This is a genomic window from Cellulomonas humilata, assembly GCF_013359775.1.
Taxonomy (GTDB): domain Bacteria; phylum Actinomycetota; class Actinomycetes; order Actinomycetales; family Cellulomonadaceae; genus Cellulomonas; species Cellulomonas humilata.
Genome location: NZ_JABMCI010000060.1, coordinates 107,833 through 122,152, shown reverse-complemented (window position 1 = coordinate 122,152; position 14,320 = coordinate 107,833). Strand labels below are relative to the sequence as shown.

Annotated in this window: 9 protein-coding genes; 6 read left to right on the top strand and 3 right to left on the bottom strand. The window is 73.6% G+C overall.

What is annotated here, in order from left to right; all coding sequences use genetic code 11:
- Nucleotides 1–80 precede the first annotated feature (80 nt).
- Nucleotides 81–932 carry an SDR family oxidoreductase gene (locus tag HP550_RS08165; RefSeq protein WP_175347109.1) on the bottom strand — a complete coding sequence of 284 codons (852 nt, stop codon included), beginning with the start codon at nucleotides 930–932 and terminating at the stop codon, nucleotides 81–83.
- A gap of 105 nt (nucleotides 933–1,037) precedes the next feature.
- Between HP550_RS08165 and HP550_RS08160 the strand changes: the two genes are divergently transcribed.
- Together HP550_RS08160 and HP550_RS22245 are read left to right on the top strand one after the other, a co-directional pair.
- Nucleotides 1,038–1,409, top strand: coding sequence for a winged helix-turn-helix transcriptional regulator (locus HP550_RS08160; protein WP_425484428.1), 372 nt, complete (start codon nucleotides 1,038–1,040; stop codon nucleotides 1,407–1,409).
- 173 nt (nucleotides 1,410–1,582) lie between these two features.
- Nucleotides 1,583–3,706 (top strand): helicase-related protein, encoded by a 2,124-nt coding sequence (locus tag HP550_RS22245; RefSeq protein WP_175347107.1) that lies wholly within the window; start codon nucleotides 1,583–1,585, stop codon nucleotides 3,704–3,706.
- On the opposite strand, the gene HP550_RS08150 is transcribed toward HP550_RS22245, so the two are convergent.
- Together HP550_RS08150 and HP550_RS08145 are read right to left on the bottom strand one after the other, a co-directional pair.
- Nucleotides 3,703–5,361, bottom strand: coding sequence for a nuclease-related domain-containing DEAD/DEAH box helicase (locus tag HP550_RS08150; RefSeq protein WP_175347105.1), 1,659 nt, complete (start codon nucleotides 5,359–5,361; stop codon nucleotides 3,703–3,705). The two genes, HP550_RS22245 and HP550_RS08150, sit on opposite strands and share 4 nt — an antisense overlap.
- A gap of 49 nt (nucleotides 5,362–5,410) precedes the next feature.
- On the bottom strand, nucleotides 5,411–6,796 hold the full coding sequence (locus HP550_RS08145) for a LamG domain-containing protein (RefSeq protein ID WP_175347104.1): 1,386 nt from the start codon (nucleotides 6,794–6,796) through the stop codon (nucleotides 5,411–5,413).
- Between the two features lie 188 nt (nucleotides 6,797–6,984).
- Here HP550_RS08145 and HP550_RS08140 point away from each other — a divergent pair, with 188 nt between their 5' ends.
- The 4 genes from HP550_RS08140 (at nucleotide 6,985) to HP550_RS08125 (ending at nucleotide 14,306) form a co-directional block, all read left to right on the top strand.
- The gene (locus tag HP550_RS08140; protein WP_175347102.1) at nucleotides 6,985–10,449 is read left to right on the top strand and encodes a TM0106 family RecB-like putative nuclease; all 3,465 of its coding nucleotides are present in this window, start codon (nucleotides 6,985–6,987) and stop codon (nucleotides 10,447–10,449) included.
- 85 nt (nucleotides 10,450–10,534) lie between these two features.
- The gene (locus HP550_RS08135) at nucleotides 10,535–11,566 is read left to right on the top strand and encodes a TIGR03885 family FMN-dependent LLM class oxidoreductase (RefSeq protein WP_175347100.1); all 1,032 of its coding nucleotides are present in this window, start codon (nucleotides 10,535–10,537) and stop codon (nucleotides 11,564–11,566) included.
- Nucleotides 11,563–13,245 carry an alpha-amylase family protein gene (locus tag HP550_RS08130; protein ID WP_175347098.1) on the top strand — a complete coding sequence of 561 codons (1,683 nt, stop codon included), beginning with the start codon at nucleotides 11,563–11,565 and terminating at the stop codon, nucleotides 13,243–13,245. Before HP550_RS08135 ends, HP550_RS08130 begins: the two co-directional genes overlap by 4 nt.
- A 113-nt stretch (nucleotides 13,246–13,358) precedes the next feature.
- Nucleotides 13,359–14,306, top strand: a complete 948-nt coding sequence (locus tag HP550_RS08125) for an FKBP-type peptidyl-prolyl cis-trans isomerase (RefSeq protein ID WP_175347096.1) — start codon at nucleotides 13,359–13,361, stop codon at nucleotides 14,304–14,306.
- Nucleotides 14,307–14,320 lie beyond the last annotated feature (14 nt).

The window sequence follows — 14,320 nt, the reverse complement described above, 5'->3', positions numbered from 1 at the left end:
ATTCTCCTTCGCCCGAGCCCCGCCGACGGACGGCGGGACTCGGAGAAGGTACGCGGAGGTCCGACGGTCGTGCGCCCTGTTTAGGAGCTGAGCGCCGCGCGCAGCCCGTCGACGAGAGGCGTAGTCGGGCGACCGATGAGCGTGCGCAGGTCCGATGTCGCGTCGGCCAGGTCGCCGCGGCGGATGTCGGCGTCGAGCGTCGCCACGAAGTCCGCGGTGCCCTCGTCCAGACCGGCGTCGAGCAGGATCGCGCGGTGCTCGTCGAACGAGACCTGCTTGGCGACGACCGGGACGTCGAGCACCGTCGACGCCGCCTCCGCGAGGTCGTCGAAGGTCCAGGCGACGTCGCCGGAGAGCTCGTAGACGCGGCCGTCGTGGTCGACGCCCAGCAGGACCGCGGCCGCGCCGGCGGCGTAGTCGTCGCGCGTCGCACTGGCGACGCGGCCGTCGCCTGCGCCGGTCAGGATGACCCCGGTGGCGCGGGCCTGGTCGAGCGTGCCGACGTAGTTCTCCGTGTACCAGTTGTTGCGCAGGATGGTCCACGCAAGCCCGGACGCGCGCAGCAGCTCCTCGGTGGCCTTGTGCTCGGGCGCGAGGACGAGCTCGGTCGTGTCGGCGTGCGGCGCGCTCGTGTAGACGACGCGGCGGACCCCGGCGGCCTTCGCGGCGTCGATGACGCGGCCGTGCTGGGCGACCCGCTGGCCGACCTCGCTGCCCGAGACGAGCAGGACGGTCTCGGCGCCGGCGAACGCGGCCTCCAGCGAGGCGGCGTCGCCGTAGTCGACAGCGGCGGTGCGGACGCCCAGGTCCGCGAGCAGCTCGGGGCGGCGGGCGCCCGCGACGATCTGGTCGGCGGCGAGCCCACCGGCGAGGAGGTGCTGGACGACGAGCGGGCCGAGGTGGCCGGTGGCACCGGTGACGACGACGGACATGACGGAGTTCCTCTCGGTGGAGCGACTGGGTGTCGTCCGCCGCAACCGGCCGCATACCCGGAACCTTCCAGATGGCGGGTACCCACTTTGGAGTAAGGTACGCACGTGACGGTGAGCAACGAGGTCAGCGCCCTGGACCGCCTGATGACCGACGGAGTTCTCGCGGCTGCGTGCCCGTCACGGGTGGTGCTCGACCACGTGACCAGCAAGTGGGGCGTCCTGCTCCTGGTCGCCCTGTCCGAGCGCACGATGCGGTGGGGTGAGCTCCGCAGGATCGTCGAGGGCATCAGCGAGAAGATGCTGGCGCAGACCCTGCGCACCCTCGAGGCCGACGGGATCGTGCACCGCGAGGTGACCGCCAGCATCCCGCCGCGCGTCGACTACTCCCTCACCGAGCGCGGGTCCGAGCTCGTGGCCCGGCTGCTGCCCCTGATGGAGTGGATCGTGGACAACGCCGAGGAGATCGTCGCCGGCTGAGCGGCACCCGGCGTTCGGCATCGACAGGCTCTGCCCGCGCGACTTCTGATGGGTTCCGTCGGACGAGTGACCGTCCGAGACTGAACTCCGGGCCCCCGGATGCCGACTACTAGGCGTGGGCTCCGCGATCCGGGGCCCGCCTCGCAGATCGACGTCTTGGAGGGGGGCAGGCCGTGTCCACGCCGAACGACGCGCTGCACGCCGCCCTCATCGCGCGACCGCAGCAGTCCGCGCGGGAGCTGGCGCTGGGCCTCGCGGTCGCCGGGCACACCGGTCTGACGGAGGCGGAGGTCGAGCGGGTGCTGGAGCGCGACCCGCGACTCCGGTCCGACGGCAGCACGCCGCCGCGCTGGCGGGCGCTCGGAACCGGCCACCCGGCGACACAGCTGCACCTCCCCACCCCGCACCACCCCGCTCCGCACGTGCTCGCACCTGCCACCTCCTTCGGCCCGCGGGCCGTGCCCGGCGCCTCCGAGCAGCCCGTCACGCCCGGCGGGATCCTGCCCGCGGCCGCGTTCGGGCGCCGACCGTCGGTCCTGCTCCGACAGGACACCGAGCCCGCCCAGACGGTCACCGGGGCCCCTCCCGCGGCCGACGCACCGACGGTCCCCGTCCGGGTCCCCGTGATCGCCCGCCTGGCGGCCATCAACCCGCCGGCGGTCGCCCTGCCGGTCCCGCGACCTGCGGCGGCGCCGATGTCGCCGCTGCCGAGCCGCCCGACGGTCGAGGTCAGCGCCGCGATCACCGCACCGGATGCGCCGACCACTCGCCCGGTCGCGCAGGTCACCGCCCCGCCCGCGCCCCCCGCCGCGGCCGTCGCGCCGGTCGCGGCCATCGCACCCGTCGCACCGGTCGAGACCGCATCCATCGAGACCGCCGCGCCCATCGAGGCGCCGGTGCCCGCCGAGGTCCTCGCACCCGTCACCCCGCCTCGCACGCCGTCGGTCAGCGCGCTCTTCCAGAGCCACGCCGCGCCCGCGACCGCGGACCGGAGCCCCCTGCCGCCCGGCGGCGACGTCCGGTACGTCGGACCCCAGCTGCGTCGGTGGCAGAAGGACGTGCTCGACGCGTGGCTCGCCGCGGGCCGTCGCGGGATCGTCGAGGCGGTGAGCGCGCAGGGCCGAGGTGTCGTCGGGGTCCTGGCCACCTGGGACGCGCTGACCCGCGGCGAGAAGGTGCTCGTCCTGGTGCCGACGACCGACCTCCTCGAGCAGTGGCTGACCACGCTGACGGTCCAGCTGCCGGGCCTGTCGGTCGGCCGTCGCGACCTGACGACCGCCCACACGTTCGACGACTGCGACGTGCTGGTGTCGCTGGTCAGCAGTGCGTTCGGGCACGACCTCCTGGAAGGCCGGGCGGGTCTGCTCGTCGCGGACGAGGTGCACCGGTACGGCTCGGCGCGCCCCGCGGAGACGCTCCGCGACGGGTTCGGGGCACGCCTCGGGCTGACGTCGTCGATCGAGCGCCAGGACGCCGGGGTCGACGAGATCCTGCGGCCGTACTTCGGCACGGTGCTCGACGGGTGCGACCTGCGCCGCGGCCGCGCGGAGGGCGTGCTGGCACGGTTCCGGCTCGCGGTCGTGCCGGTGGACCTCGGCCCCGCCGAGCAGGCGGAGCACGACGCGCTCACCGCGCAGATCACGGAGCTCCAGGACCGCCTCGCCACGCACGGCTGCGCTCCGGCCACGTTCCTCGAGGACGCGATCCGGCTCCAGGGCGGGTGGCGCGAGAACGCGCGCGCCGCGGCCGACGCCAGCGGCTGGCTGCGCGCGGTGAGCACCCGGCGCGACCTGCTGGCGACCTCCGCGGCGAAGGTCGAGGCGGTCGCGCTGCTCGGTCCGACGCTGGCTCGGTCGGCCCGCGGGCTGGTCTTCACGCACGCGAAGGACGACGCGGACACCGCCGCGACGCATCTGCGGGCGGCGGGCGTCGCCACCTCGTGGTTCCACAACGGCCAGGAGCCGGAGGTCCGTCGGAACACCCTGCGCGACCTGCGACGCGGCCGCGTCACCGTCCTGTCCGCACCGAAGGCGCTCGACGAGGGCCTCGACCTGCCGACGATCGACGCGGTGGTGATCCTCTCCAGCAGCCGGTCGCGCCGTCAGCTGGTGCAGCGCGTGAGCCCGGTCCTTCGTCCGAGTCAGGCGGACCGGTTGCCCCTGGTGGTCGTCGTCCATGCCCGCGGGACGGTCGACGCGGACGACGGGTTCCTCGCGGACCTCGTCGAGGTCGCCACCGAGGTCCGCACCTTCGACGGGGACGCAGCCGAGATCACCGACTGGTTCGTCGGCGCCTAGCGCGGCTGCCGGAGGTCGGCCCGCGCCAGGCGCCTGCGCAGACCCTCGCCGCCGATCCGTTCGATCTCGCCGCGAGGTCCGGCTACCACCAGCAGCACCCGCGCGCGCGAGAGTCCGGTGTAGAGCAGGGTGCGGGCGCGCTGCGCCTCACGGAACCCGTTCACGGCCAGGATCACGACCGTCCGCTCCAGCCCCTTGAACCCGAGCACGTGGCCGTAGAACACCTCGTCCCCCGCGAAGAACCCGTCCCAGTAGCCGGCGTGCCCGGCGCCGCTGACCAGCTCGACCTGGAGCGGGTGCCGCGAGCCGGTGGCGAGCAGTGCCACCTGGCCGGGCAGCCAGCCCTCCTCGAGCAGCGCGTCCACCGTGTCGTCGGCCACCTCGATCGCCCGCTCGTACGGGACGTCCAGCAGCCGCACCGGCGCGCCGTCCATGCCGCGCGGGCGGGTCACGTCGTCCCGGAGCGAGCCGCACAGCTGCGCGATCTGCTTGGTGGAGCGCAGGTTCTCGTCGAGCCGGACGGGCGGGGTGGCGATGGGCGCGACGCCGTCCCGGCCGAACACGCGCTGGGCCTCGTCGAGGAACACGAACAGCCCACCGTTGTCGGGGTCCCGCAGGCACCGGACCAGCGACGGCCACCACTGCTCGCCGAAGTCCTGCGCCTCGTCGACGACGACGGTGTCGAACAGCTCGGTCCTCGGCCGGCTGTCCGCCAGCTCGCCGAGCCGGGCCGGGAGGATGCGCTCGAAGAAGTTCACGTCGTCGTCGGCCCCCTGCTGCGCGCCCCAGGCGATGGGCAGGTCGTGGAACAGCCCGACGAACGCCGGTCGCTCCTTCGCCTTCCACGTCTGCGTGATCCGCTGGAGGTACCGCCCGAGGCCGCGGGAGTAGCAGAGCAGCGCGACCCGCTCGCCGGACGCGGCCCGTCGCCGGGCCTGTTCCAGCGCGAGCCAGGTCTTGCCGGTTCCCGCGCCGCCCACCACCTGGAGCCGGTTGAACCAGGTGAAGTGGTCGAGCATCCGGGCCTGGTCGCGCGTGAGGTGGTCCAGGTGGTCCTCGAACTGCGCGGCGTGGGCGAGAACCTCCACCTGGGACGGAAAGCTGCCGGCCAGGTACTCGACGAGCTCCTCCAGAGCCGGCTCGTCGAGCGGCAGGTGCCCGGCGCCGTGCCCGTCGATCGCGTGCTTCACCAGACCCGCCGCGCTCGCCACGTCGTTGCGGTCCATGAGCATGGTCCGGGGCAGCTCGGGGGCCGACCAGTCCTGGGCCACGTAGACGTGCGGGAGCGCGACGACGTGGGCGGCGCGCGCCCGGGCCGCGCCGAGGCCGTACCGCGACAGCAGCTCGTGCAGCACGTGCCGTGCGTCCTGCACCTGGTGCACGGGGTCGATCGGGTGCCGCCGCTCGCCCGAGCCCTGCCACCACGTCCCGCCCTCGCGCGTGACGTGCCCGCCCTTGACCTCGATGACCGCCAGCCCGACCCCCGGCCACGCGACGAGCAGGTCGATCTCGCGCTCCGTGGCCCCGTCCTGGAGGCCGACCCCCGCGAACAGCGCGACGTCGTCGGGCAGCTGGTCGCGCAGCGCCTCCCACACGGTGCGCTCGGCACCGACGTCGTCCCGGAACACCGGGTCCTCGGGATAGAGGCGGGGCATGGGACGTGTCTAGCGCACCCGGGACGACCCTGTCGGAGGCGCGGCCCGGTCAGGCACCCAGCGAGCAGGCGCGGCGGACCGACGTGGTCGAGGCGACGACTCCCTCGGTGACGGTCACCGAGCTGAGCGCCCCCGCGAACGGTGCTGCCCCCCCGAACCCCTGACCGAGCCGGAACGGTCCCGGCGACGGCGGCACCGCGGCCACCGTGACTGGCCCGGCGGTCACGGGGATCAGGTTCCCGGGTGCGTCGGCGGTGCCGATCTCGCAGACGTAGAGGGCGATCGTGCCCCCGGCCGCGTCGTAGGTCCCCGTGAGGTGGACCCACGAGCCGAGGTTCGCAGCCCCGGCCGACCGCGTGACCGACGTGTCGTCGCCGCTCGTCGCGAACGTCCAGCAGGCCGGCACGCCCTCCGCGCACCCGGTGGTGTCGTAGCCGAGCGTGAACCCGCTGGCGGCCGACCCGTCCTGGCTCACCGCGGCGCCGCTGCTGCCGAGCGCATCGAGGCGCACGAACGCCGAGACGGTGAAGGGCTGCGTCGTGTCGACGGCCGGGCCTGCGGCTGCGGCGCCGTCGGCGGGGCCGTCGAAGAGCAGTGCGCGATCCGTGGGGCGACCGGCGAGCTCGGCCAGCGGGCCGGCCGTCCAGGTCGTGGTCGGGGTGAGCGTCAGAGGCGCGCCGGTGCCGGTGGCGACGTCGCCGGCACCCTCGTCGAGCAGCCACTTGCCGCCGCCGGTCACGACCGCGGCGACGGTGAAGCGGTAGAGCCGGGTCGGGCTCACGTTGCCCGCCCGGTCGACGGCATGCACCTGCAGCGTCTGCGGTCCGGACGTCGTCGGCGTGTAGGAGATCGTCGGGGCTGTGGCAGGGACCTCACCGGACGCACTGCCGCTGAACACGTACTGGTAGGACACCACGTCGGTCGACTCGTCGCTCAGCATGAACGAGCCGCGCTGGCTGACGCCGCCGGACGCCACGTCCTCCGCGTAGACGGCCGGCTCGCCGACCACGGGCGTGATGGTCGGGAGGGCAGGGGGTGCGGTGTCGACCGTGAGCTGGCAGAGCTTCGGCAGCCCCCAGCGACCGCCGTCGTCCCGCCCGGTGACCAGCCAGGTGTACGTGCCGCCGTCCGTGAGCTTGCCCTCGGGAACCGTCACGGCGTGCTCCAGGCCCGATGCCTGCTGGCCGGTCGCGGGAGGCGCCCAGACCACGCGGCCGCGCGAGTCGACCACCAGGAACGTCGCGCGGACCGCCTGCCCGTCGGGGTCGGTCAGCGTCGCGCGCAGCGTCGGGGTGGTGCTCCGGACCCAGGGCCGTGCGGAACCGGCGGCGCACGCGGACTGCGGGTCCGAGATGCCCGCCGACGACACCACCGGGGCGCTGCCGCGCGAGGGCTTCGCCGCCGAGGCGCCGGCGGCCGGGAGGACGACGGCCAACGCCGACACCACGGCGACGGCACAGAGACGGACACGCGCTGCACGCACAGAAGCCCCCTAGAACGGTGCCCAGGACGGGTACCCCAGGCTGCGCTCGTAACGTAGTGGCACACCGGCCGGCGGCGTGGGCGTTTCGGGACACTCCTCGTCGGGGCCGCTCTGTCCGGGGCGCGCTCTACCCTCGGGCCATGTTCCTTCTCGACGACGGTGGCCTCGTGCTCAGCCCGAGCGACCTGGCCAACGCCGCAGCCTGCGAGTTCGCCGTGCTGAGGAATCTCGACGGCCGGCTCGGGCTGGTGGAGCCCGCCCCGATCGCTGCGGACGCGATGCTCGCGCGCGTCTCCGCGCTGGGCACCGCGCACGAGAACCGGGTGCTGCAGGAGTACCTGGCGTCGCGCGAGGTCGTCACGATCGCCCGCCCCCGGTACGACGAGGCCGGCGAGCGGGCCGCCCTGGAGCGCGTGCACGCGGCGACGCTGGCCGCCCTGGGCTCCGACGCCGGCGTGATCTACCAGGCGGGGTTCTTCGACGGCCGGTTCACGGGGTGGGCCGACTTCGTGGTGCGCGAGGAGGGCGGTTGGGCCGTGCTCGACACCAAGCTGGCCCGGAGCGTGAAGGTCACCGCCCTGCTCCAGCTGGCGGCCTACGCGGACCAGCTGATCGGTGCGGGCATCCCGGTCACCGACGAGGTGCACCTGATCCTCGGCGACCGGACGCGGTCGAGCCACCGCCTGGCGGACCTGTTGCCGCTGTACCGCGAGCGCCGCGCTCGGCTGGAGGACGTGCTCGACGAGCACCGCGCCGCGCTGACCCCGGTCACCTGGAACGACCCCCGCTACCGGGCGTGCGGCCGGTGCGACGTGTGCGCCGCGCAGATCGCCGCGCACCGCGACGTCCTCCTGGTCGCGGGGCTGCGGTCGACGCAGCGCGCGCGGCTGGCGGCGGTCGGGATCGGCACCGTCGACCAGCTCGCCGCGAGCACGGACGCGGTCCCGGGGATCGGCGGCGCGACGCTCACCAACCTGCGCCGGCAGGCGGCGCTCCAGGTGCGGCAGGAGACGTCCACCGAGCCGCTCGTCTTCGAGGTCATCGACCCGGGTGCGGTGCAGGACCTGCCCGCACCCGACCCCGGCGACATCTTCTTCGACTTCGAGGGCGACCCGCTGTGGACCGACGACACGGTCCCCGCCGACGCACCCGCCGACTGGGGGCTGGAGTACCTGTTCGGCGTGGTCGAGGCCGACAGGACGTTCCGGCCGTTCTGGGCGCACGACCGCGCGCAGGAGAAGGGGGCGTTCGTCGACTTCCTCGCGTACGTGGCCGAGCGCCGCGCCGCGCACCCCGGCATGCACGTCTACCACTACGCCCCCTACGAGCGGACGGCCCTGCTGCGGCTGGCGGGGCGCCACGGCGTGCGCGAAGACGTCGTGGACCAGCTGCTGCGCGACGGCGTGCTCGTCGACCTGTACGCGACCGTGCGCCGCGGTCTGCGGGTGGGCAGCAGCTCATACTCGCTGAAGAAGCTGGAACCCCTCTACATGGGCGACGAGACGCGCGAGAGCGAGGTGACGACGGCCACCGACTCGATCACCGAGTACGCCGAGGCGTGCCACCTGCGCGACGCGGGGAACGCAACCGGGTGGCAGGCGAAGCTCGACGAGATCGCCGAGTACAACCGGTACGACTGCGTCTCCACGCTCCGGCTGCGCGACTGGCTGCTGGCGCACGGCCCGGCCCCGACGGGATCCGCGGCGGGCGAGCTGACGGAACCCGCCGACGAGGACCCGCTGGTGGCGAACGTCTTGGCCACGTCGGAGGTGCTGGACGACCCGCGCGACCAGCAGGCGGTCCGGATGCTCGCCGCGGCGGTCGGATACCACTCACGCGAGACGAAGCCGTTCTGGTGGGCGCACTACGACCGGTTGCAGTCCGACCCCGCCGAGTGGCTGGATCCCCGCGGCACCCTGCTCGTCGACGGGACCCCGGAGGTCGTCGAGGGCTGGAGCATCGGACCAGGCAAGCGCACGTTCGCCCGGACGCTGCGGCTGACCGGGCAGCTGGAGCCGGGCAGCGACCTGCGCGCGGGCGGCACCGCGTTCGCGCTCTACGACCCCCCGCCGGCCTACGCGCAGACGTCGAGCACCGGTCACCGCGGCTGGACCGCGGGCGTCGAGATCCTGGAGGTGACGGTCCGGGGCGCGACCGACTCGGCCTCGGGCACGCGCGACGTCCTGCTGGTCAGCGACCGACTGCCCACCGGCGCGACCCCGGGACCGGACCTGCCCATGGCGCTGGCCCCGGCCGCCGGCCCGGGCGTGAAGTCCATCGTCGAGGCCATCCGCGCGCTGGTCGGGCGCGTGGCCGACGGGCTCCCCGACCTCCCGCCGCTGCCCGCGGTCGACCTCCTGCGCCGCCTCCCGCCGCGCACCCGGACCCTGCCGCTCCCCCGGCCCGACGACGTCAGCGGGACCACCGAGGCGATCATCGACGCCGTCCTCGACCTCGACGGCTCCTACCTGGCCGTGCAGGGGCCGCCCGGCACGGGCAAGACGTACACCGGTGGCCACGTCGTGGCGGCGCTCGCGGCCCAGGGCTGGAGGGTGGGGGTCGTCGCGCAGTCCCACGCCGTCGTCGAGAACATGCTGCACGCGGTCAACGCCGCCGGGCTGCCGGCGGAGCAGATCGGCAAGAAGGCGCAGGACCAGCACCCCGCCGGTGCGGTCTGGCAGTCGCTGCCGAAGGGCAAGGACGCCGCCGCGTTCCACGCCCGGCAGCCGGGCGGCTTCGTCATCGGCGGCACCAAGTGGGACTTCACCAGCCGGGACCGGGTCCCCGACGGCGGCTTCGACCTGCTGGTGATCGACGAGGCCGGTCAGTTCTCCCTGGCCGACACGATCGCGGTGTCCACCGCGGCCCGGAACCTGCTGCTGCTCGGCGACCCGCAGCAGCTCCCCCAGGTGACCCAGGGCCGGCACCCGGAGCCGGTGGACCGGTCGGCGCTCGGGTGGCTGGTCGACGGTCACGACACCCTGCCCGACGAGCTCGGGTACTTCCTGGCGCGCACGTGGCGGATGCACCCGGCGCTCTGCGCGGCCGTCTCGCGCCTCTCCTACGAGGACCGCCTGACCGCGGTCCCGCACACCGCCGACCGCTCGCTCGAGGGCGTCGCGCCTGGGCTGCGGACGGTCGTGGTGGACCACGTCGGCAACGCGGTGTCCTCGCCCGAGGAGGCTGCGGCCGTCGTGCACCAGGTCCGGGACCTGCTCGGCCGTACCTGGACCGACGGGACCAGCAGACCGCTGACCGGGCACGACATCCTCGTCGTCGCGCCCTACAACGCCCAGGTGTGGACCGTCGCCCGCGCCCTGAAGGACGCCGGGATCGCCGACGTCCGCGTGGGCACCGTCGACAAGTTCCAGGGCCAGGAGGCCGCCGTGGTGCTGGTCACCACCTGTGCGTCCTCGGCCGACGACGTGCCGCGCGGGATGGAGTTCCTGCTCAATCGCAACCGGCTCAGCGTCGCGGTATCCCGCGCGCAGTGGTGCGCGATCATCGTCCGCTCCCGCCGCCTGACCGACTACCTCCCCGCACGCCCGGAGCAGCTGGCGGAGCTGGGCGCGTTCATCGGCCTCTGCGCGACGACAACAACCTGAGTGGCGTTCTGACCGTCCGGAAGATCACTCAGGTTGTTGTCGCTCGCCGCGCACATCCCGGACGAACCGGGTAGAACCGATCCCCATGACGGTCGTCGGATTCCACAACTCGCACGAGCAGGTGCACCCCGCCGCGCTCCTGGCAGCCACCCAGCGCGCCGAGGAGGCCGGGTTCGACGCCGCCATGTGCTCGGACCACTGGGCGCCCTGGTCGGTCCGGCAGGGGCACTCGGGGTTCGCCTGGACGTGGCTCGGCGCCGCGCTGGCGACGACCGGGCTTCCGCTCGGGGTCGTGAACGCCCCCGGACAGCGGTACCACCCGGCGATCATCGCGCAGGCGGCCGCGACGCTCGCCGCGATGTTCCCGGGCCGGTTCTGGGTAGCGCTGGGCTCCGGCGAGAACGTCAACGAGCACATCACCGGCGGGCGCTGGCCGGCCAAGGCGGAGCGGGACGCGCGCCTCCGCGAGTGCGTCGCGATCATCCGGGCGCTGCTGGACGGCGAGGAGGTGACGCACGAGGGGCTGGTCACGGTGGACCGCGCGAAGCTCTGGACGCTCCCCGACGAGAAGCCGCTGCTCATCGGCCCGGCGGTCACCCCGGCCACGGCCCGCGCGCACGCCGCCTGGGCGGACGGCCTGGTCACGGTGAACCAGTCGCCGGAGATCCTCAAGCAGGTCGTGCAGGAGTACCGCGACGCCGGTGGGCGCGGCTCCCTGAACCTGCAGGTGCACGTGTCGTGGGCGCCGTCCGCGGAGACCGCACTGGCCGTGGCCCGGGACCAGATGGCCGGCCAGGTGTTCGGGCCGCCGGTGGCGTGGGACCTGGACACACCCGAGGCGTTCGACTCCCTCGGCACCCACGTCGGCGACGAGGCCCTGCGTCGCAGCGTCCTGGTGGACCACGACCCGGCGCGGCTGGCCGATCGCGTCAGCGAGCTCGTGGCCATCGGCTTCGACGCCGTCTACCTGCACCAGGTGGCGACGGACCCCGCACCGAGCGACGAGAAGCACGACGACGCCGCCGCCACGAGCACTCCGCGCAGCGCCACCCTGGACGCGTTCGTCGACATGGCCGCCGAGCACCTCCTCCCCCAGCTGAAGCAGGTGACCGCATGAGGATCCACGACACCGGCGACCTCTGGTGGAAGAACGCCGTCATCTACTGCCTGGACGTCGAGACGTTCATGGACTGGAACGACGACGGCGTCGGCGACCTGCCCGGTCTGGTCCAGCGCCTCGACCACCTGGCCGACCTGGGCGTCACGTGCCTGTGGCTCATGCCCTTCTACCCGACCGCCGACTACGACGACGGCTACGACATCGCCGACTTCTACGGCGTCGACCCCCGGCTCGGGCACGCCGGCGACCTGGTCGAGGTGATCCGCACCGCCAAGGACCGCGGGATCCGGGTGATCGTCGACCTCGTGGTGAACCACACCTCCGAGAAGCACCCCTGGTTCCAGAGCGCCAGGAAGAGCAAGGACAGCCCGTACCGCGACTTCTACGTGTGGCGCTCGGACAAGCCGCCGTCCACCAAGGACAAGGTCGTCTTCCCCGACAAGGAGACGGGCATCTGGACCAAGGACGACGCCACCGGCGAGTGGTACCGGCACACGTTCTACCACCAGCAGCCGGACCTGAACACGGCGAACCCGCAGGTCAGGGACGCGATCGCCAAGGTCATCGGCTACTGGGCGGAGCTCGGGCTCAGCGGGTTCCGCGTGGACGCCGTGCCCTTCTTCCTGGCCGACGCCGCCAAGACCCCGGGCGACACGGTGGAGGACAAGCACGACTTCCTCAAGGAGCTGCGCTCGTTCCTCACGCGCCGGGTGGGCGACGCGATCCTCATGGGCGAGGTGAACCTCCCGTACGCCGAGCAGAAGCAGTACTTCGGCGGGGACGGGGCCGACAGCGACCAGCTGACCCTGCAGTTCGACTTCATCGGCATGCAGAACCTGTACCTGGCGCTCGCCCGGCAGGACGCGCGGCCCATCGCCAAGGCGCTCGACGACCGGCCGGAGATCCCGCACGACGCCCAGTGGGCCACCTTCGTGCGCAACCACGACGAGCTCACCCTGGACAAGCTGTCGAAGGACGAGAAGCAGGAGGTGTTCGACGCCTTCGGCCCGGACCCGGACATGCAGCTCTACGACCGGGGACTGCGGCGGCGCCTCCCGACGATGCTCGGCGGCGACCCGCGCCGCATCCGGATGGTCTACTCCCTGCTCTTCTCCCTGCCCGGCACCCCGGTGCTGTTCTACGGCGAGGAGATCGGCATGGGCGAGAACCTGGCCGCCGAGGGCCGGATGGCGGTCCGCACACCGATGCAGTGGACGTCGGGCGAGAACGGCGGCTTCTCGCGCGCCCCGAAGCGCAAGCTGGCCGGGCCGGTGACCGAGGGTGGGTTCTCTCCCGAGCACGTCAACGTCGCCGACCAGCGCCGCGACCCCGACTCGCTGCTGAGCTTCGTCCAGCTGCTCATCCGGCGCTACCGCGAGTGCCCCGAGCTCGGCTGGACGACGCGTGCGGAGATCCTCGACCAGCCGCACCCGGCCGTGCTCGCGCACCGCAGCACCTGGGACGACGGGTCGCTGGTCGCGCTGCACAACCTGGGCGCGGAGCCGGCGATGGTCCCGCTGCGGTTCCCCGACTACGACGACACGGTCGCCCTGGTCGACCTGCTCCAGGACGGCTCGTGCACGATCGACGCCCGCGGGGCCACCGAGGTCGAGCTCGACGGCTACGGCTACCGCTGGCTGCGCGTGGTCCGCGAGGGCGACCGTCGCCTGATCTGAAGCGATTCGCGCCGCCCAGCCACCGGCCCGCTCAGCGGGCTCCCAGCAATCTCGCGTACCGTGCCGAGGTCCGCCGCCTCCCCGGGCGGGACCCGAACCGACGGAGGACCCTCGTGCGCCGCACGACCACCGCGCGCCGCGGCCTTGCCGCCGCAGCTCTTGCTCTGACCCTCGGCCTCTCGCTGGCCGCCTGCTCCGGCGACCCGGCTGACGACCCGTCGCCCTCCGCGACCTCGACGTCGGCCGGCGACCCCGCCGACGTCGCCGCGCTGGCCAAGGTCGAGGTCGAGGGCGAGCCCGGCAGCAAGCCGACCATCACGCTCCCGAGCACGCCGTTCGAGGTCACCGCCCTGGTGGCGCGCGTGGTCGACGAGGGCACCGGCGCCGAGATCCTCGACGGCCAGACGCTGTCGATCCACACGGCCGCCGTCGCCGGCGCCGACGGCAGCGACCTCGGTGACTCGTACGCGGGCGACCCGGAGAAGATCGCCGCCGACGACCAGATGCCCCCCGAGCTCCACGACGCCCTGGTCGGCCAGAAGGTCGGCGTCCGCATCCTGTTCGCCGCGCTGGCCCAGGACGGCACGACGAACGTCGTCGTCGGCGAGGTCGTCGACGCCCAGGACACCGTGCCCCCGCTGGAGCGCGCCGAGGGCGAGGCCGTGACGCCCCCCGCCGGTCTGCCCACCGTGACGCTCGACGCCGACGGCAAGCCGTCGATCACGCCGATCGCCGACCCGCCCCCGACGACGCTCGTCGTGCAGCCGCTGATCAAGGGCACCGGCGACGTGGTGACCGCGGACCAGACGCTGACCGTGAACTACACGGGCTGGCTCTGGGACGGCACCCAGTTCGACTCCTCCTGGGACTCGGGCGATCCCGCGTCCTTCGCGCTCAGCGGGGTCATCGCCGGCTGGACGCAGGGACTGGCCGGCCAGACGGTCGGCAGCCAGGTGCTCCTGATCATCCCGCCGGACCTCGGTTACGGCGACCAGGCCAGCGAGACGATCCCCGCCGGATCGACGCTGATCTTCGTCGTCGACATCCTCGGGGCCGTCTGAGCGACCGAACGGAG

Bases quoted from the DNA above. Each gene is read 5' to 3' on its own strand.
- HP550_RS08130 (WP_175347098.1), top strand. From the start codon at position 11,563: ATGAGGATCCACGACACCGGCGACCTCTGGTGGAAGAACGCCGTCATC.
- HP550_RS08135 (WP_175347100.1), top strand. From the start codon at position 10,535: ATGACGGTCGTCGGATTCCACAACTCGCACGAGCAGGTGCACCCCGCC.
- HP550_RS08140 (WP_175347102.1), top strand. From the start codon at position 6,985: ATGTTCCTTCTCGACGACGGTGGCCTCGTGCTCAGCCCGAGCGACCTG.
- HP550_RS08150 (WP_175347105.1), bottom strand. From the start codon at position 5,361: ATGCCCCGCCTCTATCCCGAGGACCCGGTGTTCCGGGACGACGTCGGT.
- HP550_RS08165 (WP_175347109.1), bottom strand. From the start codon at position 932: ATGTCCGTCGTCGTCACCGGTGCCACCGGCCACCTCGGCCCGCTCGTC.